We start from the raw sequence: 19753 nt of genomic DNA on the forward strand, positions 1-19753 counted from the left end.
TCCTACGGGGAGGTGGTCGGTCCTACAGCGAAGACCGCTGGACGGCGAAGTCCGCTGCGGACTACTTCTTGCCCGGCTTCTTCTTACCGGCGATGGCGCGACGCGGACCCTTGCGGGTACGGGCGTTGGTGCTGGTGCGCTGACCGTGGACGGGCAGGCCACGACGGTGACGCAGGCCCTGGTAGCAGCCGATCTCCACCTTGCGGCGGATGTCGGCCTGAACCTCACGACGGAGGTCACCCTCGGTCTTGATGTTGTTGTCCACGTACTCGCGGATCTTGACCAGCTCCTCCTCGGAGAGGTCGCGAACGCGAGCGTTCGGGTTGACGCCGGTCTCGGCCAGCGTCTTCTGCGAGAGGGTCCGGCCGATGCCGAACACGTAGGTGAGGGCGACCTCCACGCGCTTGTCGCGCGGGATGTCAACACCGGAAACGCGTGCCATTCAATGGCTCCAGTTGTCGTTCGGAGGTCTTCCACAGAACCGCCTCCCGCCCGCCGTCCTCTCGAACTCCAAAGACTCTTTGGACTCCAGGATTCGGTACGAACCGGGTCCCCGGCCTCCGACCGGGGGTATCGGATCCTTGCTGAACAAGGGATCCGGGCCCTGCGTATGAACATGTGCTGCTTGCGTCGCGCGAAGAATCTGCGGATGCAGAAGGTTGGTCGTGCGTCAGCCCTGGCGCTGCTTGTGGCGCGGGTTTTCGCAGATGACCATGACCCGACCGTGACGGCGGATCACCCTGCACTTGTCGCAGATCTTCTTGACGCTCGGCTTGACCTTCATTGGGTGAGGTTCTCCGGGTCAGTGCCACCACCCCGCGGGAGCGGGGCACAGGCAAGATCTACTTGTACCGGTAGACGATCCGGCCACGCGTCAGGTCGTACGGAGACAGCTCCACCACGACCCGGTCGTCAGGGAGGATACGGATGTAGTGCATCCGCATCTTGCCGCTGATGTGTGCCAGGACCTGGTGGCCGTTCTGGAGCTCGACCTTGAACATGGCGTTCGGAAGAGACTCGACGACAGTGCCCTCGATCTCGATGGCACCTTGCTTCTTGGCCACGCTTCGCCCTTCGAATCGACTACCTTGATCGGCTCCAACAACCGCATGCAGACATGCGGGTACACAAGAGCCGACGAGTCAGTCTACGTCAGGGCCATCAGAAACACGAATTGAGAGCCTGCCCACCCGGGAAGATCCTTAAGCGGGTGACCGCGCGGGGCTGTGACGTATACGCCTCCGCCGCGCGGGGCGCGCCCCGTCAGGGGCGCCCCTTTAGGGGCTCGGGGCTGTATCAATTTGCGGCTCCGCCGCGTGGGCGCGCCCAGCCCCAACGAACCCGCACCCAGCCCTCCAGTCTCGGGCAGGGGCGGGCCTGGGGAAAGAAAACCCTCCCCGTCACCCCAGCGGATCAGGCGCAGCCGTAATCCCATACTCGGCAAGCTTCGCCTTGCCCCCGTCCGGAGCCGTCAGCACGAGCGGCCCGGCCTCCGTCAGGGCAACCGAGTGCTCCCAGTGGGACGACCACGTGCCGTCGGTCGTGATGACCGTCCAGTCATCCGAGAGAACCTCGGTCTTGGCCGTCCCCAAAGACACCATCGGCTCAATGGCAAGACAGAACCCGGGCACCAACTTCGGCCCCCGCCCGCGCCGCCGCTCGACATAGTTCAACAGATGCGGATCCATGTGCATCTCCGTACCGATGCCATGCCCGCCATAGTCCTCAATGATCCCGTACCGCCCACCACCGGGCTTGGGCTGCCGCCGGATATACGTCTCAATGGCACGGGAGACATCGACAAGCCGCTGCCCCACCTTCATGGCAGCGATCCCCGCCCACATCGACTCCTCGGTCACCCGGGAGAGCTCAACGAGCTCGGGCGCATGCCCGCCCCCCACGAACGCGGTGTACGCCGCATCCCCGTGCCACCCGTCCACAATCGCGCCCGCGTCGATGGAGATGATGTCGCCGTCCTTGAGGACGACTTCGTCACTGGGGATGCCATGGACGACGACCTCGTTCGCGGAGGTGCAGATCGTCGCGGGAAACCCCCCGTACCCCAGGAAGTTCGACTTCGCCCCGTGCTCATCCAGCACCTTGCGGGCAACCTCGTCGAGATCCTTGGTCGTGGCCCCGGGCACCGCCGCTTCACGCGTCGCCTTGTGGATGGCGGCGACAACAAGCCCCGCCTCACGCATCTTGGCGATCTGCTCGGGCGTCTTGATCTGCACCATGAGGGCCTGCGCTCTCCGTCTTCTTGCACCGTCACGTACACACAACAGTACGGCCGCGGCACCCAACTGGGCACCGCGGCCGAATCAGCGGGACGACTACGCGCTCGCGTCGCCCTCAGAGCTCTCGTCGTCCTCACGCTTGAGCGCGTCCATCGCCCGCCGCGTGACCTCGTCCACCTTACCGAGCGCCGAGATCGTCACGACCAGGCCCTGGGCCCGGTAGTAGTCGATGATCGGCTCTGTCTGCGTGTGGTAGACCTCGAGCCGGCGGCGGACGGTCTCCTCGGAGTCGTCGTCGCGCTGGTACAGCTCACCACCGCAGGCGTCGCAGACGCCTTCCTTCTTCGCCGGGCTGTACGTCACGTGGAAGACATGGCTCGAGTCCCTGCGGCAGATGCGGCGGCCGGCGATGCGCTTGACCACCTCGTCCTCGGGGACCTCCAGGTCCAGCACCGCGTCCAGCTCCACCCCGTCGGCCTTCAGCGCCTGGTCCAGCGCCTCGGCCTGCGAGACGTTGCGCGGAAAGCCGTCCAGCAGGAAGCCGTTCTCGGCGTCGGGCTGCTCCATGCGGTCCCGCGCCATCCCGATGGTGACCTCGTCCGGTACCAGGTTCCCCGCGTCCATGTAGGACTTGGCGAGTTTGCCGAGTTCCGTCTGCTGGTTGATGTTGGAGCGGAAGAGGTCGCCCGTTGAGATGTGCGGGATCGACAGGTTCTTGGCGAGAAACGCGGCCTGCGTTCCCTTGCCTGCACCAGGCGGCCCAACGAGGACGATTCGCATCAGCGGAGGAACCCTTCGTAATTGCGCTGCTGGAGCTGGCTCTCGATCTGCTTCACCGTCTCCAGACCCACACCCACGATGATCAGGATGCTGGTGCCGCCGAACGGGAAGTTCTGGTTGGCGCCGAAGCCCGCCAACGCCACTGTCGGCACAAGAGCGATCAGACCCAGGTACAGCGAACCCGGCCAGGTGATCCGGTTGAGTACGTATCCCAGGTACTCAGCGGTCGGTCGGCCAGCCCGGATTCCCGGGATGAAGCCACCATACTTCTTCATGTTGTCCGCGACTTCCTCGGGGTTGAACGAGATTGCCACGTAGAAGAACGCGAAGAAAATGATCAGGAAGAAGTAGAGGATGATGTGCGGCGTCGCAGCCGTATCCGCGAGATTCTTCTCGATCCAGGTCTTCCAGCCGGAGTTTCCACCGGCAAATTGCGCGATCAGCGCCGGGATGTACAGCAGCGACGAGGCAAAGATCACAGGGATGATGCCCGCCTGGTTGACCTTCAGCGGGATGTACGTCGACGTGCCGCCATAGGAGCGGCGGCCGATCATCCGCTTCGCGTACTGGACCGGGATACGGCGCTGGGCCTGCTCGACGAAGACCACCAGGCCGACCATGAACAGGCCGACGGCGATCACGGTGCCGAACTCGATCCAGCCGCCCGCGAGGTTGCCCTGCTGCTTGATGGCCCACAGCGCCGACGGGAAGGTGGCGGCGATCGAGATGAACATCAGGATCGACATGCCGTTGCCGATGCCGCGGTCGGTGATGAGCTCACCGAGCCACATGACGGTGGCCGTACCGGCGGTCATGGTGATGACCATCGTGATCGTCACGAAGACCGACTGGTCGGGCACGATCTGGGTGGCGACGGGGCAGCCCTGGAACAGCGCGCCCGTACGGGCGGTGGCCACCAGGCCGGTGCCTTGGAGGATGGCCAGTGCCACCGTGAGATAACGGGTGTACTGCGTGATCTTCGCCGTACCGGCCTGGCCCTCCTTCTTGAGGGCTTCCAGACGCGGGATCACCACGGTCAGCAGCTGCAGAATGATGCTCGCCGTGATGTACGGCATGATGCCGAGCGCGAAGACCGTGATCTGCAGCAGAGCGCCACCGCTGAACATGTTGACCAGGCCGAACAGGCCCTGGTTCGCGTTGGCATTGTCGATACAGGTCTGGACGTTCCTGTAGTCCACGCCCGGGATCGGGATGTGCGTACCGATCCGGTAGATCACGATGATGCCGAGCGTGAAGAGCAGCTTCTTGCGCAGGTCGGGCGTCTTGAACGCCCGGGCGAACGCGGTGAGCACGGTGCCTCCTGCGACCCCCGCGCAACTGCGTCAGAGGTGACGGTCTTGAGGTTCGACGAGTAAACGGACAGCTAACTAACAGTCAGAAGCCGCCTGAAGTTCCCAGTGGGCACACCAGGCGAAAATGAGCAGTGCTGGCCACCATACCCGCGGCACAGCTTTCCTTGGAACGACCGACCGGGGATGCCCCATTTGTGGGGCATCCCCGGTCGGGTGCGCTCAAGTCATCGAGGCGTCCGTGGAGTTCAGACGAGCTCGGTGACGGTGCCGCCGGCGGCGGTGATCTTCTCCTTGGCAGAGGTGGAGGCCGCGTCGACCTTCACCTCGAGCGCCACGGAGATCTCGCCCTGGCCGAGGACCTTGACAAGGCTGTTCTTGCGAACGGCGCCCTTGGCGACCAGATCGGCCACCGTGACCTCGCCGCCCTCGGGGTAGAGCGCGGCCAGCTTGTCCAGGTTCACGACCTGGTACTCGGTCTTGAACGGGTTCTTGAAGCCCTTCAGCTTCGGGAGCCGCATGTGGAGGGGCATCTGCCCACCCTCGAAGCGCTCCGGAACCTGGTAGCGGGCCTTCGTGCCCTTGGTACCACGACCGGCCGTCTTACCCTTCGAGGCCTCACCACGACCGACACGGGTCTTGGCGGTCTTGGCGCCCGGGGCGGGACGGAGGTTGTGGATCTTGAGCGGGTTCTGCTCCGCCATGATCAGTCGACCTCCTCGACCGTCACGAGGTGGCGGACGGTCTGCACCATGCCGCGGAACTCGGGGCGGTCCTCCTTGACGACCACGTCGTTGATCCTCTTCAGACCAAGCGAACGCAGGGTGTCACGGTGGTTCTGCTTGCTGCCGATGTACGACTTCGTCTGCGTGATCTTGAGCTGAGCCATTACGCAGCACCAGCCCCGGCACGCGCACGCAGCAGAGCCGCGGGAGCGACGTCCTCGAGGGGCAGACCGCGGCGGGCCGCGATCTCCTCGGGACGCTGCAGACCCTTCAGGGCTGCCACGGTCGCGTGCACGATGTTGATCGCGTTCGACGAGCCGAGCGACTTCGACAGGATGTCGTGAACACCGGCGCACTCGAGCACGGCACGCACCGGGCCACCGGCGATAACGCCGGTACCGGGGGAAGCCGGCTTGAGCAGGACGACGCCCGCGGCCTTCTCGCCCGTGATCGGGTGCGGGATGGTGCCCTGGATACGGGGGACCTTGAAGAAGTGCTTCTTGGCCTCCTCGACACCCTTGGCGATGGCGGCCGGCACCTCCTTGGCCTTGCCGTAACCGACACCCACGGTGCCGTCACCGTCGCCCACCACGACCAGCGCGGTGAAGCTGAAGCGACGACCACCCTTCACAACCTTGGCGACGCGGTTGATCGCGACGACGCGCTCAACGTACGCGGTCTTCTCGGCGGCAGCTGCGCCGCCGTCACGGCCCTTCCGGTCCCGCCGCTCGCCGCCACCGGCACCGCTTCCGCGGCGCTGGGGTCCAGCCATTGGATTTACCTCTCTCTGTTTCCGCTAGCTACGGCAGGCTCAGAACTTGAGCCCGGCTTCGCGGGCGGCGTCCGCCAGGGCGGCGATGCGCCCCGCGTACTGGTTGCCACCACGGTCGAACACGACGGCCTCGACGCCCGCGGCCTTCGCACGCTCGGCGACCAGGGCGCCGACCTGCTTGGCCTGCGCGGACTTGTCGCCCTCGGCACCGCGGATCGAGGTGTCCAGGGTGGACGCCGACGCAAGGGTGTGCCCCTTGAGGTCGTCGATCACCTGGGCCACGATGTGGCGGTTCGAACGCGTCACGACCAGGCGGGGACGCTCAGCCGTACCCGAGACCTTCTTACGGATCCGGATGTGACGCCGCTTGATGGCAGCACGCTTGTAGGCGTCGCCCTTGGCGATCTTCTGCCCGTATGCCATGGCTTACTTACCCGCCTTTCCGACCTTGCGGCGGATGACTTCGCCCTCGTACTTGACGCCCTTGGCCTTGTACGGGTCGGGCTTGCGCAGCTTGCGGATGTTGGCCGCAACCTCGCCGACCTTCTGCTTGTCGATGCCCTCGACCGAGAACCGCGTCGGGTTCTCGACCTTGAAGGTGATGCCCTCGGGGGCCTCGACCAGGATCGGGTGGCTGTAGCCGAGCGAGAACTCCAGGTTGGAACCCTTGGCCAGGACTCGGTAACCGACACCGCTGATCTCGAGCTTCTTCACGTAACCCGTGGTCACGCCGGTGATCATGTTCGCCACCAGCGTGCGGGACAGGCCGTGCAGGGCCTTGTTCTGACGCTCGTCGTTCGGGCGGGTGACATTGAGAATGCCGTCCTCGCCCTTAGCGATCTCGATCGGCGCCGCGACGGTGTGGGAGAGGGTGCCCTTGGGGCCCTTCACCTGGACCGTACGGCCATCGATGGTGACGTCCACGCCGGCGGGAACCGTGATGGGGAGCTTGCCAATGCGCGACATAGCTGTTTCCTCCGTTCCCTTCCGCTACCAGACGTAGGCGAGGACTTCTCCGCCTACGCCCTTCTTGCCGGCCTGCTTGTCGGTGAGGAGCCCGTGGGACGTGGAGATGATCGCCACGCCCAGGCCGCCGAGCACCTTCGGCAGGTTGGTGGACTTCGCGTACACCCGGAGACCGGGCTTGGAGATCCGCTTGATGCCCGCGATGGAGCGCTCACGGTTCGGGCCGAACTTCAGCTCGAGAACGAGGTTCTTGCCGACCTCGGCGTCCTCGACCTTCCAGCCCGTGATGAAGCCCTCCTGCTGGAGGATCTCCGCGATGTGCGACTTGATCTTGCTGTGCGGCATAGCCACGGAGTCGTGGTACGCCGAGTTCGCGTTACGCAGACGCGTCAGCATGTCTGCGATCGGATCAGTCATGGTCATGAATTGGCCTTCGGCCTCTCTCGCCGGGGTTTCCTGGTGCGCCATCCCTCTCCCCGATCCGAGACGGGACGGGTGCGGCGCGGTGGACCTACGGCGTAGTAAGTCGTACGGGCGTCCAAGCGCCCAACCCCCCAAGCCTAAGCCATGGAGGGGTGGGCACCTGACCGAGCCCTTTACTTACCGAGAGCCCTGACAATCCCCTATTTGGGGAATTACCAGGAGCTCTTGGTCACGCCCGGCAGCTCGCCACGGTGAGCCATCTCACGAAGGCACACGCGGCAGAGGCCGAACTTGCGGTACACGGAATGCGGACGACCGCAGCGCTGGCAGCGGGTGTACGCACGCACACCGAACTTGGGCTTGCGGGCAGCCTTAGCGATCAGAGCCTTCTTCGCCATCTCGCTCACGCCTCCTTGAAGGGGAAGCCGAGGTGACGAAGGAGCGCGCGGCCCTCAGCGTCGTTGGTCGCCGTGGTGACCACGGTGATGTCCATACCCCGGACGCGGTCGATCTTGTCCTGGTCGATCTCGTGGAACATGACCTGCTCCGTGAGACCGAAGGTGTAGTTGCCACGGCCGTCGAACTGCTTGGGGGACAGACCACGGAAGTCGCGGATGCGCGGCAGCGCGAGCGACAGGGTGCGGTCCAGGAACTCCCACATGCGGTCGCCACGAAGCGTGACGTGGGCACCGATCGGCTGGCCCTCACGCAGCTTGAACTGCGCGATGGACTTACGGGCCTTGGTGACGGCCGGCTTCTGACCGGTGATCGTGGTGAGGTCGCGGATGGCGCCCTCGATCAGCTTGGAGTCGCGGGCGGCGTCGCCCACACCCATGTTGACCACGATCTTGACGAGACCGGGGATCTGCATGACGTTCTCGTACTTGAACTCGTCACGCAGCTTGCCCGCGATCTCCTCGCGGTACTTCTGCTTCAGACGGGGAGCGGTGGTGGTAGTCATCAGATGTCCTCACCCGTCCGCTTGGCAACGCGGATCTTGTTGCCTTCATCGTCGAAGCGGTAACCGACACGCGTGACGACCTTGTTGCCGTCCTTCTCAACGACCAGCTGGACGTTGGAGACGTGGATCGGCGCCTCGGTCGTAACGATGCCGCCGGCCTGCGAACCGCGAGCCGTCGGACCGGCCTTGGTGTGCTTCTTGACCCGGTTGACACCCTCGACCAGGACACGCTCGTCGCGCGGGTAAGCGGCAATGACCTTGCCCTGCTTGCCCTTGTCCTTGCCGGTGATGACCTGGACCAGGTCGCCCTTCTTGATCTTCATGCTTACAGCACCTCCGGCGCGAGCGAGATGATCTTCATGAACTTCTTCTCGCGCAGCTCACGGCCAACGGGGCCGAAGATACGGGTGCCGCGAGGGTCGCCGTCGTTCTTGAGAATGACAGCGGCGTTCTCGTCGAAGCGGATGTACGAGCCGTCCGGACGGCGGCGCTCCTTGACGGTGCGAACGATGACCGCCTTGACGACGTCACCCTTCTTCACGTTGCCACCGGGGATCGCGTCCTTGACGGTGGCGACGATGACGTCACCGATGCCCGCGTAGCGGCGACCGGAGCCACCGAGCACACGGATGCAAAGGATTTCCTTCGCCCCCGTGTTGTCGGCGACACGCAGCCGCGACTCCTGCTGGATCACGTCTATCTCCTGTTTGTCTGCCGGTTCCCGCAGGGACCTTGTCGGGCCGAACCTGCGAGCCTGGCGGAACCGTCCTGCGAGTTGCTCCCGCAGGAATTACTGGGCCTCTTGAGGAGGAAAACCTCCGCCGGGGGCCGCAGGCCGCCCGGGCCCTTCGGCCCGAGGGCGCTCCCCGGCCCGGGGGCCTGGGGGCGGAGCCCCCAGCGGGGGTCAGCGGGGGCGGAACCCCCGCTTGATTACTTCGCCTTCTCGAGGATCTCTACGATGCGCCAGCGCTTCGTCGCGGAGAGCGGCCGGGTCTCCATGAGGAGGACGCGGTCGCCGACACCCGCGGCGTTCTGCTCGTCGTGCGCCTTGAGCTTGTTCGTACGGCGGATGACCTTGCCGTACAGCGCGTGCTTGACGCGGTCCTCGACGGCGACGACGACGGTCTTGTCCATCTTGTCGCTGACGACCAGACCCTCACGGGTCTTGCGGAAGCCGCGCGCGGCCTTCGTCTCTTCAGTCACGTTGTTCTCGCTCATCAGGCGCTCTCCACCGTCTCGATGCCCAGCTCGCGCTCACGCATCAGGGTGTAGATCCGCGCGATGTCCTTACGGACCGCCTTCAGACGGCCGTGGTTCTCGAGCTGCCCGGTCGCCGCCTGGAAGCGGAGGTTGAACAGCTCTTCCTTGGCCTCGCGAAGCTTCGCCAGAAGCTCCTCGTCACCCAGTTCGCGCAGCTCGGACGCCTTGGTACCGGCCGACATCACGCTTCACCTGCCTCGCGCCGCACAATGCGGCACTTCATCGGAAGCTTGTGAGCAGCGCGGGTAAGCGCCTCACGCGCAATCTTCTCGTTCGGGTAGGACAGCTCGAACATCACCCGACCGGGGTGAACGTTCGCGACCCACCACTCCGGCGAACCCTTACCGGAACCCATGCGGGTCTCGGCGGGCTTCTTCGTGAGGGGACGGTCCGGGTAGATGTTGATCCAGACCTTGCCGCCACGCTTGATGTGGCGGGTCATCGCGATACGAGCCGCCTCGATCTGGCGGTTCGTCACGTACGCCGGCGTGAGGGCCTGGATGCCGTACTCGCCGAACGCAACCGTCGTACCACCCTTGGCCTGACCGCGGCGCTTGGGGTGGTGCTGCTTGCGGTGCTTGACCCTACGAGGGATCAGCATGTCGGTCAGGCCTCCGTTCCAGTGCTCTCAGCCGGAGCGGCAGCGGCGGGAGCCTCGGCCTTGGGGGCCTCGGCAGCCGGCGCGGACTGCTGCTGCGGCTTGCGACCGCGACCGCCACGCTCGCCACCACGGCCACCACGGGCCGGGCGGTCGGCGCCACCACGGGCCGGGCGGTTGCCGGCGCGGGCGGCGGCGTTCTCGGCGCGGACCTCGGCGATGTTCTTGACGTCGCCCTTGTAGATCCAGACCTTCACACCGATGCGGCCGAAGGTCGTCTTGGCCTCGAAGAAGCCGTAGTCGACGTTCGCGCGGAGCGTGTGCAGGGGCACGCGGCCCTCGCGGTAGAACTCCGAGCGGGACATCTCGGCGCCGCCGAGACGGCCACCACACTGGATCTTGATGCCCTTGGCGCCGGCCTTCATCGTGCCCTGCATGCTCTTACGCATGGCACGACGGAAGGAGACGCGGGAGGACAGCTGCTCGGCAACGGCCTGAGCAACCAGCTGAGCGTCGGTCTCGGGGCTCTTGACCTCGAGGATGTTCAGCTGGACCTGCTTGCCCGTGAGCTTCTCGAGGTCACCGCGGATGCGGTCGGCCTCGGCGCCACGGCGGCCGATGACGATGCCGGGACGCGCGGTGTGGATGTCCACACGCACACGGTCACGGGTGCGCTCGATCTCCACCTTCGAGATACCGGCGCGCTCCATGCCGGACGTCATCATCCGACGGATGGCGACGTCTTCCTTGACGTAGTCCTTGTACAGCTTGTCGGCGTACCAACGGGACTTGAAGTCCGTGGTGATGCCGAGCCGGAACCCATGCGGGTTAACCTTCTGGCCCATTACCGGGTTCCTTCCTTGCTGCTGACGACCACGGTGATGTGGCTGGTCCGCTTGCGGATCCGGTAGGCACGGCCCTGGGCACGCGGCCGGAACCGCTTCAGGGTCGGACCCTCGTCGACGTAGGCCTCGGTGATGACGAGGCTGTCGGCGTCGGTGTGGTCGTAGTTGTGCGCGGCGTTGGCAATGGCGCTGTCCAGCACCTTGCCGACCGGCACGCTCGCGGCCTGCGGGGCGAAACGCAGGACCGCCTGGGCCTCCGTGGCGTCCATGCCACGGATGAGGTCCACCACTCGGCGGGCCTTCATGGGCGTGACGCGGATGTACCGCGCCTGGGCCCTGGCTTCCATGGTTGTCCCTTCAGTGTCTGTCATGGTCATTCACCCCGCCTTAGCGGCGCTTCGACTTCCGGTCGTCCTTGACGTGACCCCGGAAGGTGCGCGTCGGCGAGAACTCGCCGAGCTTGTGGCCGACCATGGACTCGGTGACAAACACCGGGATGTGGGTCTTGCCGTTGTGCACCGCGATCGTGTGGCCCAGCATGGCCGGGACGATCATCGAGCGACGGGACCAGGTCTTGATGACGTTCTTGGAACCGGCTTCGTTCTGGGCGTCCACCTTCTTGATCAGGTGGTCGTCGACGAAGGGCCCCTTCTTGAGACTGCGCGGCATCTAAACCCGCTCCTAGCGCTTCTTGTTCGTCTTGCGGCGGCGGACGATGTACTTGTTCGAGGCCTTCTTCGGCGAACGAGTACGGCCTTCCTTCTGACCCCAGGGGCTGACCGGGTGGCGACCACCGGAGGTCTTGCCCTCACCACCACCGTGGGGGTGGTCAACCGGGTTCATCGCCACACCGCGAACGGTCGGGCGGACGCCCAGCCAGCGCTTGCGGCCGGCCTTGCCCCAGTTGATGTTGCTCTGCTCGGCGTTGCCGACCTCGCCGACGGTGGCGCGGCAGCGCACGTCGACCAGGCGGATCTCACCGGACGGCATGCGGAGGTGGGCCATCTGGCCCTCCTTCGCGAGCAGCTGCACGGAGGCACCGGCGGAGCGGGCGAACTTGGCGCCACCGCCCGGACGGAGCTCGATCGCGTGGATCGTGGTACCGACCGGGATGTTGCGGAGCGCCAGGTTGTTGCCCGGCTTGATGTCGGCCCCGGGACCGTTCTCCACACGGTCGCCCTGCTGCAGGTTGCGCGGGGCGAGGATGTAGCGCTTCTCGCCGTCCGCGTAGTGCAGCAGCGCGATGCGCGCGGTGCGGTTGGGGTCGTACTCGATGTGCGCGACCTTCGCCGGCACGCCGTCCTTGTCATGGCGACGGAAGTCGATGACGCGGTAGGCGCGCTTGTGGCCACCACCCTGGTGGCGCACGGTCACACGACCGGAATTGTTACGGCCGCCCTTGCTGTGCAGCGGGCGGACCAGCGACTTCTCCGGCGTGGACCGCGTGACCTCGACGAAGTCGGCGACGCTGGAGCCACGGCGGCCCGGCGTAGTCGGCTTGTACTTGCGGATTCCCATTTCTCAGTCCTCGTCCGATATCGGACCAGGGCGCTCCGTTAGGAGGCCTGGCCGAAGATGTCGATACGGTCGCCCTCTGCAAGGGTCACGATCGCGCGCTTGGTGTCGGCACGCTTGCCGAAACCAGTGCGGGTCCGCTTGCGCTTGCCCTGGCGGTTGATCGTGTTGACCCCGGTGACCTTGACCGAGAAGACCGCCTGGACGGCCTCCTTGATCTGGGTCTTGTTGGCACGCGGGTCGACGACGAACGTGTACTTGTTCTCGTCGAGGAGCGCGTAGCTCTTCTCGGAGACGACCGGCTTGATCAGTACGTCACGGGGGTCCGTGTACGACTTGCTCAGCGGCGTCTCAACGGTGTTCTTGCCCTCGGTGGCGTGGCGACGCGCCTTCTTGACGCGCGCCTCCTTGGCCTTCTTCGCGGCCTTCGAGGCGATGGAGGGGTGACGGATAGCCATCAGACCTCGCTCCCTTCAGTGTCGGTGGCCTTCGGGCCGGACACGAAGGACTCGAAGGCGGCCTGGGTGAAGACCACGTCGTCCGAGACGAGAACGTCGTACGTGTTCAGCTGGCCCGGCTCCAGGATGTGCACCTGGGGCAGGTTGCGGGCGGAGAGCAGCGAGGCCTCGTCCGCACGGTCGATCACCAGGAGCACGTTCTTGCGCTCCGAGATCTTGCCGAGCAGCGACTTGGCGGCCTTGGTGGAGATCTCGCCCTCGACCACGCCGGTGACGACGTGGATGCGGTTGTTGCGGGCCCGGTCGGTGAGGGCGTGGCGCAGGGCCGCAGCCTTCATCTTCTTCGGGGTCCGCTGCGAGTAGTCACGCGGCACGGGACCGTGCACGACGCCACCACCGGCGAACTGCGGAGCGCGAGTCGAGCCCTGGCGCGCACGCCCGGTGCCCTTCTGACGGTAAGGCTTCTTACCGCCACCACGAACCTCGCCGCGGGTCTTGGTCTTGTGCGTGCCCTGACGGGCAGCGGCCAGCTGGGCGACGACGACCTGGTGGATCAGCGGAATGCTGACCTTCTCAACGTCGAAGATCTCCGCGGGGAGCTCGACGGTGCCGGCCTTGTCGCCTGCCGGCGAAAGGATGTCAAGAGTGCTCATCGGTTACCTCAGGCCCCCTTGGCCGCGGTGCGGACCAGGACGAGGCCGCCGTTCGGACCGGGAACCGCGCCCTTGATGAGCAGCAGACCCTTCTCCGCGTCAACGGCGTGGACGGTCAGGTTCTGGGTGGTGACCCGCTCGTTGCCCATACGACCCGCCATGCGGAGGCCCTTGAACACACGGCCCGGGGTGGCGCAGCCACCGATGGAGCCGGGAGAGCGGTGCTTGCGCTGGGTGCCGTGTCCGGCGCCGAGGCCCTTGAAGTTGTGGCGCTTCATGACACCGGCGAAGCCCTTGCCCTTGCTCTTGCCGGTGACGTCGACCTTCACGCCGGCCTCGAAGGTGTCGGCGGTGATCTCCTGCCCGAGCGTGTACTCGCTGGCGTCCGCGGTGCGGAGCTCCACGAGGTGGCGGCGGGGGGTCACGTCGGCCTTGGCGAAGTGGCCCTTGAGGGGCTTGTTCACCTTGCGCGGGTCGATCTCGCCGAAGGCGATCTGCACGGACTCGTAGCCGTCGGTGTCGTTCGTACGGACCTGGGTGACGACATTCGGCCCGGCCTTGACGACGGTGACGGGAACAACACGGTTGTTCTCGTCCCACACCTGCGTCATGCCGAGCTTCTCGCCCAGGATGCCCTTGATCTGCTTAGCCATTCTCAGACCACCGGCCCTTAGAGCTTGATCTCGATGTCGACACCGGCCGGGAGGTCGAGTCGCATCAGAGAGTCAACGGTCTTGGGCGTCGGGTCGAGGATGTCGATCAGGCGCTTGTGCGTGCGCATCTCGAAGTGCTCGCGCGAGTCCTTGTACTTGTGCGGCGACTTGATGACGCAGTACACGTTCTTCTCAGTGGGCAGCGGCACCGGGCCCGCGACCGACGCACCAGTACGCGTCACCGTCTCGACGATCTTCTTCGCCGAGGAGTCGATGACCTCGTGGTCGTAGGCCTTGAGCCGGATGCGGATCTTCTGTCCCGCCATGGCTACTCCGTAGTCCTGTCTCTCAATAAACGCTCTGGCGACTCGGAAGGTCCGCGTCTTCATCCTCCGACCCACGCGGTCGGGCGTGTCGCGCCCTCGCTGACACGGGTATCCGAAACGGATTTCCCTTCCAGGGGGTGCGATCGTCGACCGCGGATCCGAGGGTGAGACACCCACCGGGCGCCTGGCCGGTACCCCGCTGACACTTCCCGGAAGATTCCCGTACGTCCGCCTCAGCGCTGCCCTGAGGGGCAGTTAAGGCGACGAGTACTGTGGGACTCGCTTCCGGTCCTCCCGGCGGGAGGCGCGCAGCATCGGCACTCAACCGAGCAACCCCGACAGTCTGCCATACGGGCCATGGGGCTGGCCAATCGAGCCGTAGAGGTTACCCCCGGCGTGACGTGCGTCAAACCTGGGACCGTTTGAGCCCGACTGGACCCGACTGAGCCCCTGTGACGTCGTCATCGGTAACCGCCGCTAATCCGCTCGCTTGCCACTCCCCCGCGCTCCTACGCTGATCTAGTACGGCGGTTGCCACGGGGGGAACGTTCACCATGCGTACGCACTACCCACGGACCCGGCATCTGCCCTGGTCGCCCGGCGCGAGCGCGGACGATCTCCGGGTCACGGACCTGTCGGGTCTGCGGGGACGCGAGGTCGTCGTCACCGAGAAGCTCGACGGCGAGAACACCACGCTGTACCCCGACGGCCTGCACGCCCGCTCGCTCGACTCGGCCCACCACCCCTCCCGGGCCTGGGTCAAGGCGCTCCAGGGGCGCATCGGTCATGCCCTCCCCGAGGGGTGGCGCGTGTGCGGGGAGAACATGTACGCCCGGCATTCGATCGCGTACGAGGATCTGGAGAGCTGGTTCTACGGCTTCTCGGTGTGGGACGCGGACGGCCGCTGCCTGGACTGGGACCGGACGGTCACGTGTCTGCGCGGGCTCGGCATTCCCGTGCCGCGCGTGCTGTGGCGGGGCGTGTTCGACGAGCGCGCGCTGCGGGCGCTGCGGCTGGATCCCGTGCGGCAGGAGGGGTATGTCGTCCGGGTCGTCGACGCCTTCGGTGCGGAGGAGTTCGGGCAGCGGGTCGCCAAGTGGGTGCGGGCCGGGCATGTGCGGACGGACACGCACTGGATGCACGCGGCCGTCGTGGAGAACGGGCTCAGGGCGGGAGCCGCTCTGTGGGCGGTGCGTTCGGGAGCGGCGGTCGACGTGGAGGCCCTGGTTCGTGCGGTGGGGCCGGCCGGCGAGGGGGATCCGGAGGCCGTCGCCCGACTCGATCTGGCGGGGCGGTCCGGGGACGACCGGCTCGGCGGCGTGCTGGCCGCGCTGCTGCACGGAGGCCGGCGGGCACGAATCGCGCCCAAGATCGCCGCGGCGGCGGGCATGCCGCTCGCACGCCGGGTCGCGGACCTCGTCGGACTGCACCCTGCGCTGCACCGGCCGTATCCGGACGAGGACCGGCGGGGCGGCCTGGTACGGCTGTCGTACGCCGCCGATCTCGGTCTCCTGCACGCGGTCGCCCGGGCCACGGCGGTCACGGACGAGGCACGCGAGCAGGTGGAGTGGTCGGCCCTGCACGCCGAGGACATCGGCGGCCTGGACGAAGGCGGGCTGCGGGAGGCCTTCGCCGGCCTGCCGGACGACGCGGCCGTCCGCTGCCGGGCCGAGGCTCGCGAGGCGTACGCGCAGGGACGGATCCACGGTCTCGACGAGGCGGTCGCCGCCACATGGCGTTGGCGCTCCGGCGCCTTCCCGAAGCTGATCCAGACGGTCGGCCCCGCGGGCAGCGGCAAGAGCACCTTCGCCCGTGGCCTCCCCGGCGTGGACGCGTACATCTGCCTGGACGACCTGCGCGAGGCCCGCGGTTCACGCGCCGACCAGCGGGCGAACGCGGACGTCCTGCGCGTGGGTCTCGACCGCCTGGACACCGCCCTGGCCGCAGGAGGGACCGTGGTGTGGGACGCCACGTCCCTCAACAAGCAGCAGCGCTCGCTCGTCCACGCGATCGCCCACCGCCGCGACGCCCTGCTCACCCACGCCGTGGTCCTGGTCGACGAGGACGAGCTGATCCGGCGCAACGCCCGCCGTGAGCACCCGGTGCCGCCCGAGGTGCTCACCGCCCAGCTGCGCCGCTTCGGCCCGCCGTACGCGGGCGACGCGCACCGCATCTGGTACATCGGGGCGAGCGGGACCGTCGAGGAGGAGGTCTGACCGGTGCGCACGAGCGAGGAGATCTATCACCGGGTGCGCTGGGACGCGCGCTTCGACCCGGCCCGCTTCGTGCTGGGCGTGCTCCAGCGCGGCGCCGACCCCAAGCGCGTTCCGCTGCCCGCCTTCGTGCCGGGCGGCGAGATCCCGTGGCACCGGGTGCTGTTCTTCGAGGCCGACGGCGAGGTGGTGTGGGACCGGACGACGGGCGTGGACCGGATCGACGCGACGGAGGCCGGGCGGGTGCAGGAGGCACGTCGGCTCCGGGCGCCGTTCTTCACGGCCCGTACGCCGTACGCGTGGGACGGCGAGGACTGGCGCCCCGTGCGCTCGCCGCGCGGCACCGTACCTGGTCCCCACCCCGGCGGTGTGCGGGTGCTGACCTGGAACACCCTCTGGGACCGGTACGACGCCGACCTGATCGACAGCGCCCGGCGCAGACCGCTGCTCCTGCGGGCCCTGCGGGAAGCCGACGTGGATGTGATAGCGCTGCAGGAGGTCGAGGCGGAGCTGCTGGGCATGCTGCTGCGGGAGCCATGGATCCGGGCGGACTGGACGCTCGGCACGGACCCACGGGGCCGGGACGTGGACGACTGCGGTCTGCTGCTCCTGAGCCGGTTGCCCGTCCGCGAGGCGGCGCACCACGCGCTGGGCCCGCACAAGGCGGTGGCCGCCCTCGTCGCGGAGACGGGCACCCGGCCCCTCGTCGTCGCCGCGACCCATCTCAGCAGCGACCACTCCGAGAACGGTGCGGGCAGGCGAGAGGCCGAACTCGCCCGTATCGCCGAGGGGTTGGCGGCCCTGGAGGACGACCTTGTCCTGATGGGCGACTTCAACGACGGCGGGGACACACCGCAGCTGACGCTGGGCCTGCGGGACGCGTGGAGCGAGGCGCACGGCGCCGACGACCGGACGCCGACGTTCGACCCGGGCGCCAACCCGCTGGCCGCGGTCTCCTCCCTGACCGGCCGGGCCTCCCGACTGGACCGGGTGCTGCTGCGCGCGGAGGCCCTGCGGGTACAGCGGGCCGAGCTGTACGGCGACACGCCCTCGGCCGACGGCCTCCACATCTCCGATCACTACGGGGTACGGGCCGAGTTGACGGCGGACTCGGCGGACTCGGCGGATTCGGGTGAGCCGGGGGCGTACGACGTCCTCGACGCGCGCCCGACTCCCCGTACGGCCCTGGCGTGGATCCCGCCCCACGAGCTGTGGCCGCCCCTCCAGGACATCCGCCGGGACCACGACCCGCAGATCCACCGCTGGCCGCCGCACGTGAACCTGCTCTTCGGATTCGTACCGGAGCACGAGTTCGAGCAGGCAGCATCGGTGCTGGCGAGGGCCACCACGGGTATGGCTTCCTTCGACGCCCGGCTGGCGGGCGTGCACTGGTTCGGCCACCGGGACGCCGCCACCGTCTGGCTCGACCCCGCGGCCGACGGCGAGGAAGCATGGGCCGAACTGCACCGCACCCTCCTGCGCCACTTCCCCCGCTGCCGTGGCCGCCATGCGGGCTTCACACCTCATCTGAGCCTGGGCCGCACCACCGATCCGAACGCCCTGGTCGCCGACTGCGCGTCCCGTCTCGCTCCGATACCGGTCCGGGTGGGCGAGTTGGCACTGCTGTCACGCCGCGGGGACGAGCCGATGCGCGTACGGGCGACGGTGACGCTGGGGACGGGGGAGGTCCGCTGGGCCCGGGAGGTTGCTCGGTACGGGCACGCCGAGGCTGCCCCTGCCGAAACCGCCACGGCCACGGAGACGGCCACCGCCGATCGGATCACCCACCGCATCGCGGATGCGCTGTCCGATGGTGTCGTCCACATCGTCGGCTCCCGGCGCATGGGCTGCGCACTGCCCGGCGCGGACGTGGACCTGGTGGCGGCCCTGCCGAATCGGGTCCAACTCTCCTCCGTACAGGAGCGATTGACGACCGCGCTCCCCGACGCGACCAACATGCGGGAGGTGGTCGGGGCACGCGTACCCGGACTGCGGTTGCGGGTCGACGGGCTGGACGTGGACCTGGTCGTCGTCGCCACCGGCTCGATGGACCCCGCCGAGGCGGTGGCCCGCCGGGCCGAATTGGGTGAGGCCGCGGCGATCGCGCTCAGTGCGGTGAGCGACGCCGACGCGATCCTCGCCTCGGTCGGCACCCACGGACCGGCCTTCGCCCGGCTGGCCACACAGGTCAAGGCGTGGGCGAAGGCACGCGGCCTGGATTCGGCGCCGTTCGGCGGGCTGCCGGGCCTGGCCTGGTCCGTCCTGGCGGCCCGTACCACCAGCGAGGCCGGCGACCTGCCCCCGGCCGATCTCCTACGGCACTTCTTCGCGACGTGGGCCGCCTGGGACTGGCGCGACCCGGTGGGCGAACCGGGCCAAGGGGGGCGTCAGGCTCTCCCCCTCACGATCACCACACCGTCCGATCCGGTCCGCCCCTGCACGGACCAGGTCACGGCGGGCATGCGAGACCTCATCACCCAAGAGCTCTTCCACGCCTGGGAGTTGCTGGACTCGACCGCGGTCCCGTTCCCGTGGCCCGAGCTGCTGTCCCCTCCCCCACTGCACCGCCGCCACGCGGCCTGGGCGCTCGTGACGGTGGGCTCCGGCGCTGACGAGGGCCGGGTACGGGGCAGGATGCGGGCCCTGCTGACCGACCTGTCGGACACGGCTCCGGCCACCCATGCCTGGCCCCGGCCCTTCACCAGGGACCCGCTCCGCTACGCCCTCGGTCTGGGCCTCAACCCACCGGGGTCGGATCGTCTCGCTGCTGTCGCGGAGCGTCGGCTGCGCGGCCTGCCGGGCGTCACGCTGAGGAGAGTTGAGGGCGGCGAGATCCCGAGCTTGTACTGATCGGGCGTCAGCTCCGTTCCTGGCAGCTGCTGTTGGAGGCGGCAAGCCACATCGTGACCGAGCCGGGCGGCCAACGCGGCGACGCACGGCCGCGGGCTCCTCCTCGTCGAGGGCCTGGCAGACCGCTGGGGCGTCCCGCCCGAACTGCCGCCGCGCAAAACGGTATGGGCCGAGCTGACGATCACGCCGACCGGATCGTGATCCGCTC

General features: G+C 67.6%; 29 protein-coding genes. 2 read left to right on the top strand and 27 right to left on the bottom strand.

The window, feature by feature from the left end; genetic code table 11:
- Window positions 1–61: 61 nt before the first annotated feature.
- The 27 genes from rpsM to rpsJ all read right to left on the bottom strand — a co-directional run bounded on the left by rpsM (window position 62) and on the right by rpsJ (window position 14482).
- Window positions 62–442 (bottom strand): 30S ribosomal protein S13, encoded by a 381-nt coding sequence (gene rpsM / locus ACGFNK_RS27205; protein WP_386340868.1) that lies wholly within the window; start codon window positions 440–442, stop codon window positions 62–64.
- Window positions 443–670: 228 nt separating this feature from the next.
- Window positions 671–784 carry a 50S ribosomal protein L36 gene (gene rpmJ / locus ACGFNK_RS27210; protein WP_003998809.1) on the bottom strand — a complete coding sequence of 38 codons (114 nt, stop codon included), beginning with the start codon at window positions 782–784 and terminating at the stop codon, window positions 671–673.
- Window positions 785–842: 58 nt separating this feature from the next.
- A complete protein-coding gene (gene infA, locus ACGFNK_RS27215; RefSeq protein ID WP_003948620.1) occupies window positions 843–1064 on the bottom strand; it encodes a translation initiation factor IF-1 in 222 nt (73 codons plus the stop codon).
- A gap of 336 nt (window positions 1065–1400) precedes the next feature.
- Window positions 1401–2237, bottom strand: a complete 837-nt coding sequence (gene map, locus ACGFNK_RS27220; RefSeq protein WP_386340866.1) for a type I methionyl aminopeptidase — start codon at window positions 2235–2237, stop codon at window positions 1401–1403.
- A gap of 96 nt (window positions 2238–2333) precedes the next feature.
- Window positions 2334–3017: an adenylate kinase gene (locus tag ACGFNK_RS27225; protein WP_386340864.1), complete on the bottom strand. Its 684-nt coding sequence runs from the start codon at window positions 3015–3017 to the stop codon at window positions 2334–2336.
- Entirely contained in the window at window positions 3017–4330 is a 1314-nt protein-coding gene (gene secY, locus ACGFNK_RS27230; protein WP_344391414.1) for a preprotein translocase subunit SecY, read from the bottom strand. Before secY ends, ACGFNK_RS27225 begins: the two co-directional genes overlap by 1 nt.
- Window positions 4331–4575: 245 nt before the next feature.
- Window positions 4576–5031, bottom strand: coding sequence for a 50S ribosomal protein L15 (rplO, locus tag ACGFNK_RS27235; protein WP_344391416.1), 456 nt, complete (start codon window positions 5029–5031; stop codon window positions 4576–4578).
- Window positions 5032–5033: 2 nt separating this feature from the next.
- Window positions 5034–5216: a 50S ribosomal protein L30 gene (gene rpmD, locus ACGFNK_RS27240; protein WP_393420029.1), complete on the bottom strand. Its 183-nt coding sequence runs from the start codon at window positions 5214–5216 to the stop codon at window positions 5034–5036.
- The gene (rpsE, locus tag ACGFNK_RS27245; protein ID WP_005481208.1) at window positions 5216–5824 is read right to left on the bottom strand and encodes a 30S ribosomal protein S5; all 609 of its coding nucleotides are present in this window, start codon (window positions 5822–5824) and stop codon (window positions 5216–5218) included. The genes rpmD and rpsE overlap by 1 nt, the downstream gene beginning before the upstream one ends.
- Window positions 5825–5863: 39 nt before the next feature.
- On the bottom strand, window positions 5864–6247 hold the full coding sequence (gene rplR, locus ACGFNK_RS27250; protein WP_328771079.1) for a 50S ribosomal protein L18: 384 nt from the start codon (window positions 6245–6247) through the stop codon (window positions 5864–5866).
- Window positions 6248–6250: 3 nt separating this feature from the next.
- Window positions 6251–6790, bottom strand: coding sequence for a 50S ribosomal protein L6 (gene rplF / locus ACGFNK_RS27255; protein ID WP_165261506.1), 540 nt, complete (start codon window positions 6788–6790; stop codon window positions 6251–6253).
- A 24-nt stretch (window positions 6791–6814) separates the two neighbouring features.
- Window positions 6815–7213 (bottom strand): 30S ribosomal protein S8, encoded by a 399-nt coding sequence (gene rpsH / locus ACGFNK_RS27260; RefSeq protein WP_004984520.1) that lies wholly within the window; start codon window positions 7211–7213, stop codon window positions 6815–6817.
- A 212-nt stretch (window positions 7214–7425) separates the two neighbouring features.
- Window positions 7426–7611, bottom strand: a complete 186-nt coding sequence (locus ACGFNK_RS27265; RefSeq protein ID WP_003956452.1) for a type Z 30S ribosomal protein S14 — start codon at window positions 7609–7611, stop codon at window positions 7426–7428.
- Window positions 7612–7616: 5 nt separating this feature from the next.
- Window positions 7617–8174: a 50S ribosomal protein L5 gene (gene rplE, locus ACGFNK_RS27270; RefSeq protein WP_165261508.1), complete on the bottom strand. Its 558-nt coding sequence runs from the start codon at window positions 8172–8174 to the stop codon at window positions 7617–7619.
- Window positions 8174–8497: a 50S ribosomal protein L24 gene (gene rplX, locus ACGFNK_RS27275; protein WP_053674523.1), complete on the bottom strand. Its 324-nt coding sequence runs from the start codon at window positions 8495–8497 to the stop codon at window positions 8174–8176. The genes rplE and rplX overlap by 1 nt, the downstream gene beginning before the upstream one ends.
- Window positions 8498–8499: 2 nt before the next feature.
- On the bottom strand, window positions 8500–8868 hold the full coding sequence (rplN, locus tag ACGFNK_RS27280; protein WP_003998823.1) for a 50S ribosomal protein L14: 369 nt from the start codon (window positions 8866–8868) through the stop codon (window positions 8500–8502).
- A 236-nt stretch (window positions 8869–9104) separates the two neighbouring features.
- Window positions 9105–9392: a 30S ribosomal protein S17 gene (gene rpsQ / locus ACGFNK_RS27285; RefSeq protein ID WP_016645175.1), complete on the bottom strand. Its 288-nt coding sequence runs from the start codon at window positions 9390–9392 to the stop codon at window positions 9105–9107.
- A complete protein-coding gene (rpmC, locus tag ACGFNK_RS27290) occupies window positions 9392–9616 on the bottom strand; it encodes a 50S ribosomal protein L29 (RefSeq protein ID WP_003998824.1) in 225 nt (74 codons plus the stop codon). The genes rpsQ and rpmC overlap by 1 nt, the downstream gene beginning before the upstream one ends.
- Window positions 9616–10035 (bottom strand): 50S ribosomal protein L16, encoded by a 420-nt coding sequence (gene rplP, locus ACGFNK_RS27295; RefSeq protein WP_033319640.1) that lies wholly within the window; start codon window positions 10033–10035, stop codon window positions 9616–9618. The genes rpmC and rplP overlap by 1 nt, the downstream gene beginning before the upstream one ends.
- 5 nt (window positions 10036–10040) lie before the next feature.
- Window positions 10041–10877 (bottom strand): 30S ribosomal protein S3, encoded by an 837-nt coding sequence (rpsC, locus tag ACGFNK_RS27300; protein ID WP_351293471.1) that lies wholly within the window; start codon window positions 10875–10877, stop codon window positions 10041–10043.
- Complete coding sequence (gene rplV, locus ACGFNK_RS27305; RefSeq protein ID WP_093777432.1) at window positions 10877–11224, bottom strand: 50S ribosomal protein L22; 348 nt, start codon at window positions 11222–11224, stop codon at window positions 10877–10879. The genes rpsC and rplV overlap by 1 nt, the downstream gene beginning before the upstream one ends.
- Before the next feature lie 40 nt (window positions 11225–11264).
- The gene (gene rpsS, locus ACGFNK_RS27310; protein WP_007384069.1) at window positions 11265–11546 is read right to left on the bottom strand and encodes a 30S ribosomal protein S19; all 282 of its coding nucleotides are present in this window, start codon (window positions 11544–11546) and stop codon (window positions 11265–11267) included.
- 12 nt (window positions 11547–11558) lie between these two features.
- Entirely contained in the window at window positions 11559–12395 is an 837-nt protein-coding gene (gene rplB, locus ACGFNK_RS27315) for a 50S ribosomal protein L2 (protein ID WP_030046376.1), read from the bottom strand.
- A gap of 38 nt (window positions 12396–12433) precedes the next feature.
- Window positions 12434–12850 (bottom strand): 50S ribosomal protein L23, encoded by a 417-nt coding sequence (gene rplW / locus ACGFNK_RS27320; RefSeq protein ID WP_344391432.1) that lies wholly within the window; start codon window positions 12848–12850, stop codon window positions 12434–12436.
- Window positions 12850–13503 (bottom strand): 50S ribosomal protein L4, encoded by a 654-nt coding sequence (gene rplD, locus ACGFNK_RS27325; RefSeq protein WP_393420035.1) that lies wholly within the window; start codon window positions 13501–13503, stop codon window positions 12850–12852. Before rplD ends, rplW begins: the two co-directional genes overlap by 1 nt.
- An 8-nt stretch (window positions 13504–13511) precedes the next feature.
- Window positions 13512–14156 (bottom strand): 50S ribosomal protein L3, encoded by a 645-nt coding sequence (gene rplC / locus ACGFNK_RS27330; protein WP_393420037.1) that lies wholly within the window; start codon window positions 14154–14156, stop codon window positions 13512–13514.
- 17 nt (window positions 14157–14173) lie between these two features.
- Window positions 14174–14482, bottom strand: a complete 309-nt coding sequence (rpsJ, locus tag ACGFNK_RS27335; protein WP_003948644.1) for a 30S ribosomal protein S10 — start codon at window positions 14480–14482, stop codon at window positions 14174–14176.
- A 554-nt stretch (window positions 14483–15036) separates the two neighbouring features.
- Here rpsJ and ACGFNK_RS27340 point away from each other — a divergent pair.
- Both ACGFNK_RS27340 and ACGFNK_RS27345 read left to right on the top strand, forming a co-directional pair.
- The gene (locus ACGFNK_RS27340; RefSeq protein WP_393420038.1) at window positions 15037–16698 is read left to right on the top strand and encodes an RNA ligase family protein; all 1662 of its coding nucleotides are present in this window, start codon (window positions 15037–15039) and stop codon (window positions 16696–16698) included.
- 3 nt (window positions 16699–16701) lie between these two features.
- Window positions 16702–19545 (top strand): poly(A) polymerase, encoded by a 2844-nt coding sequence (locus ACGFNK_RS27345; protein ID WP_393420040.1) that lies wholly within the window; start codon window positions 16702–16704, stop codon window positions 19543–19545.
- Window positions 19546–19753: the final 208 nt, after the last annotated feature.

This window comes from Streptomyces sp. NPDC048825, from assembly GCF_043198355.1.
GTDB classification, from domain to species: Bacteria; Actinomycetota; Actinomycetes; order Streptomycetales; family Streptomycetaceae; genus Streptomyces; species Streptomyces xiangluensis.

Excerpts from the sequence above, each read along its gene's own strand:
- rpsM (WP_386340868.1), bottom strand. The coding sequence starts at position 442 with ATGGCACGCGTTTCCGGTGTTGACATCCCGCGCGACAAGCGCGTGGAG.
- rpmJ (WP_003998809.1), bottom strand. The coding sequence starts at position 784 with ATGAAGGTCAAGCCGAGCGTCAAGAAGATCTGCGACAAGTGCAGGGTG.
- map (WP_386340866.1), bottom strand. The coding sequence starts at position 2,237 with ATGGTGCAGATCAAGACGCCCGAGCAGATCGCCAAGATGCGTGAGGCG.
- ACGFNK_RS27225 (WP_386340864.1), bottom strand. The coding sequence starts at position 3,017 with ATGCGAATCGTCCTCGTTGGGCCGCCTGGTGCAGGCAAGGGAACGCAG.
- rplO (WP_344391416.1), bottom strand. The coding sequence starts at position 5,031 with ATGGCGGAGCAGAACCCGCTCAAGATCCACAACCTCCGTCCCGCCCCG.
- rpmD (WP_393420029.1), bottom strand. The coding sequence starts at position 5,216 with ATGGCTCAGCTCAAGATCACGCAGACGAAGTCGTACATCGGCAGCAAG.
- rpsE (WP_005481208.1), bottom strand. The coding sequence starts at position 5,824 with ATGGCTGGACCCCAGCGCCGCGGAAGCGGTGCCGGTGGCGGCGAGCGG.
- rplR (WP_328771079.1), bottom strand. The coding sequence starts at position 6,247 with ATGGCATACGGGCAGAAGATCGCCAAGGGCGACGCCTACAAGCGTGCT.
- rplF (WP_165261506.1), bottom strand. The coding sequence starts at position 6,790 with ATGTCGCGCATTGGCAAGCTCCCCATCACGGTTCCCGCCGGCGTGGAC.
- rpsH (WP_004984520.1), bottom strand. The coding sequence starts at position 7,213 with ATGACCATGACTGATCCGATCGCAGACATGCTGACGCGTCTGCGTAAC.
- ACGFNK_RS27265 (WP_003956452.1), bottom strand. The coding sequence starts at position 7,611 with ATGGCGAAGAAGGCTCTGATCGCTAAGGCTGCCCGCAAGCCCAAGTTC.
- rplE (WP_165261508.1), bottom strand. The coding sequence starts at position 8,174 with ATGACTACCACCACCGCTCCCCGTCTGAAGCAGAAGTACCGCGAGGAG.
- rplX (WP_053674523.1), bottom strand. The coding sequence starts at position 8,497 with ATGAAGATCAAGAAGGGCGACCTGGTCCAGGTCATCACCGGCAAGGAC.
- rpsQ (WP_016645175.1), bottom strand. The coding sequence starts at position 9,392 with ATGAGCGAGAACAACGTGACTGAAGAGACGAAGGCCGCGCGCGGCTTC.
- rpmC (WP_003998824.1), bottom strand. The coding sequence starts at position 9,616 with ATGTCGGCCGGTACCAAGGCGTCCGAGCTGCGCGAACTGGGTGACGAG.
- rplP (WP_033319640.1), bottom strand. The coding sequence starts at position 10,035 with ATGCTGATCCCTCGTAGGGTCAAGCACCGCAAGCAGCACCACCCCAAG.
- rpsC (WP_351293471.1), bottom strand. The coding sequence starts at position 10,877 with ATGGGCCAGAAGGTTAACCCGCATGGGTTCCGGCTCGGCATCACCACG.
- rplV (WP_093777432.1), bottom strand. The coding sequence starts at position 11,224 with ATGGAAGCCAGGGCCCAGGCGCGGTACATCCGCGTCACGCCCATGAAG.
- rpsS (WP_007384069.1), bottom strand. The coding sequence starts at position 11,546 with ATGCCGCGCAGTCTCAAGAAGGGGCCCTTCGTCGACGACCACCTGATC.
- rplB (WP_030046376.1), bottom strand. The coding sequence starts at position 12,395 with ATGGGAATCCGCAAGTACAAGCCGACTACGCCGGGCCGCCGTGGCTCC.
- rplW (WP_344391432.1), bottom strand. The coding sequence starts at position 12,850 with ATGGCTATCCGTCACCCCTCCATCGCCTCGAAGGCCGCGAAGAAGGCC.
- rplD (WP_393420035.1), bottom strand. The coding sequence starts at position 13,503 with ATGAGCACTCTTGACATCCTTTCGCCGGCAGGCGACAAGGCCGGCACC.
- rplC (WP_393420037.1), bottom strand. The coding sequence starts at position 14,156 with ATGGCTAAGCAGATCAAGGGCATCCTGGGCGAGAAGCTCGGCATGACG.
- rpsJ (WP_003948644.1), bottom strand. The coding sequence starts at position 14,482 with ATGGCGGGACAGAAGATCCGCATCCGGCTCAAGGCCTACGACCACGAG.
- ACGFNK_RS27340 (WP_393420038.1), top strand. The coding sequence starts at position 15,037 with ATGCGTACGCACTACCCACGGACCCGGCATCTGCCCTGGTCGCCCGGC.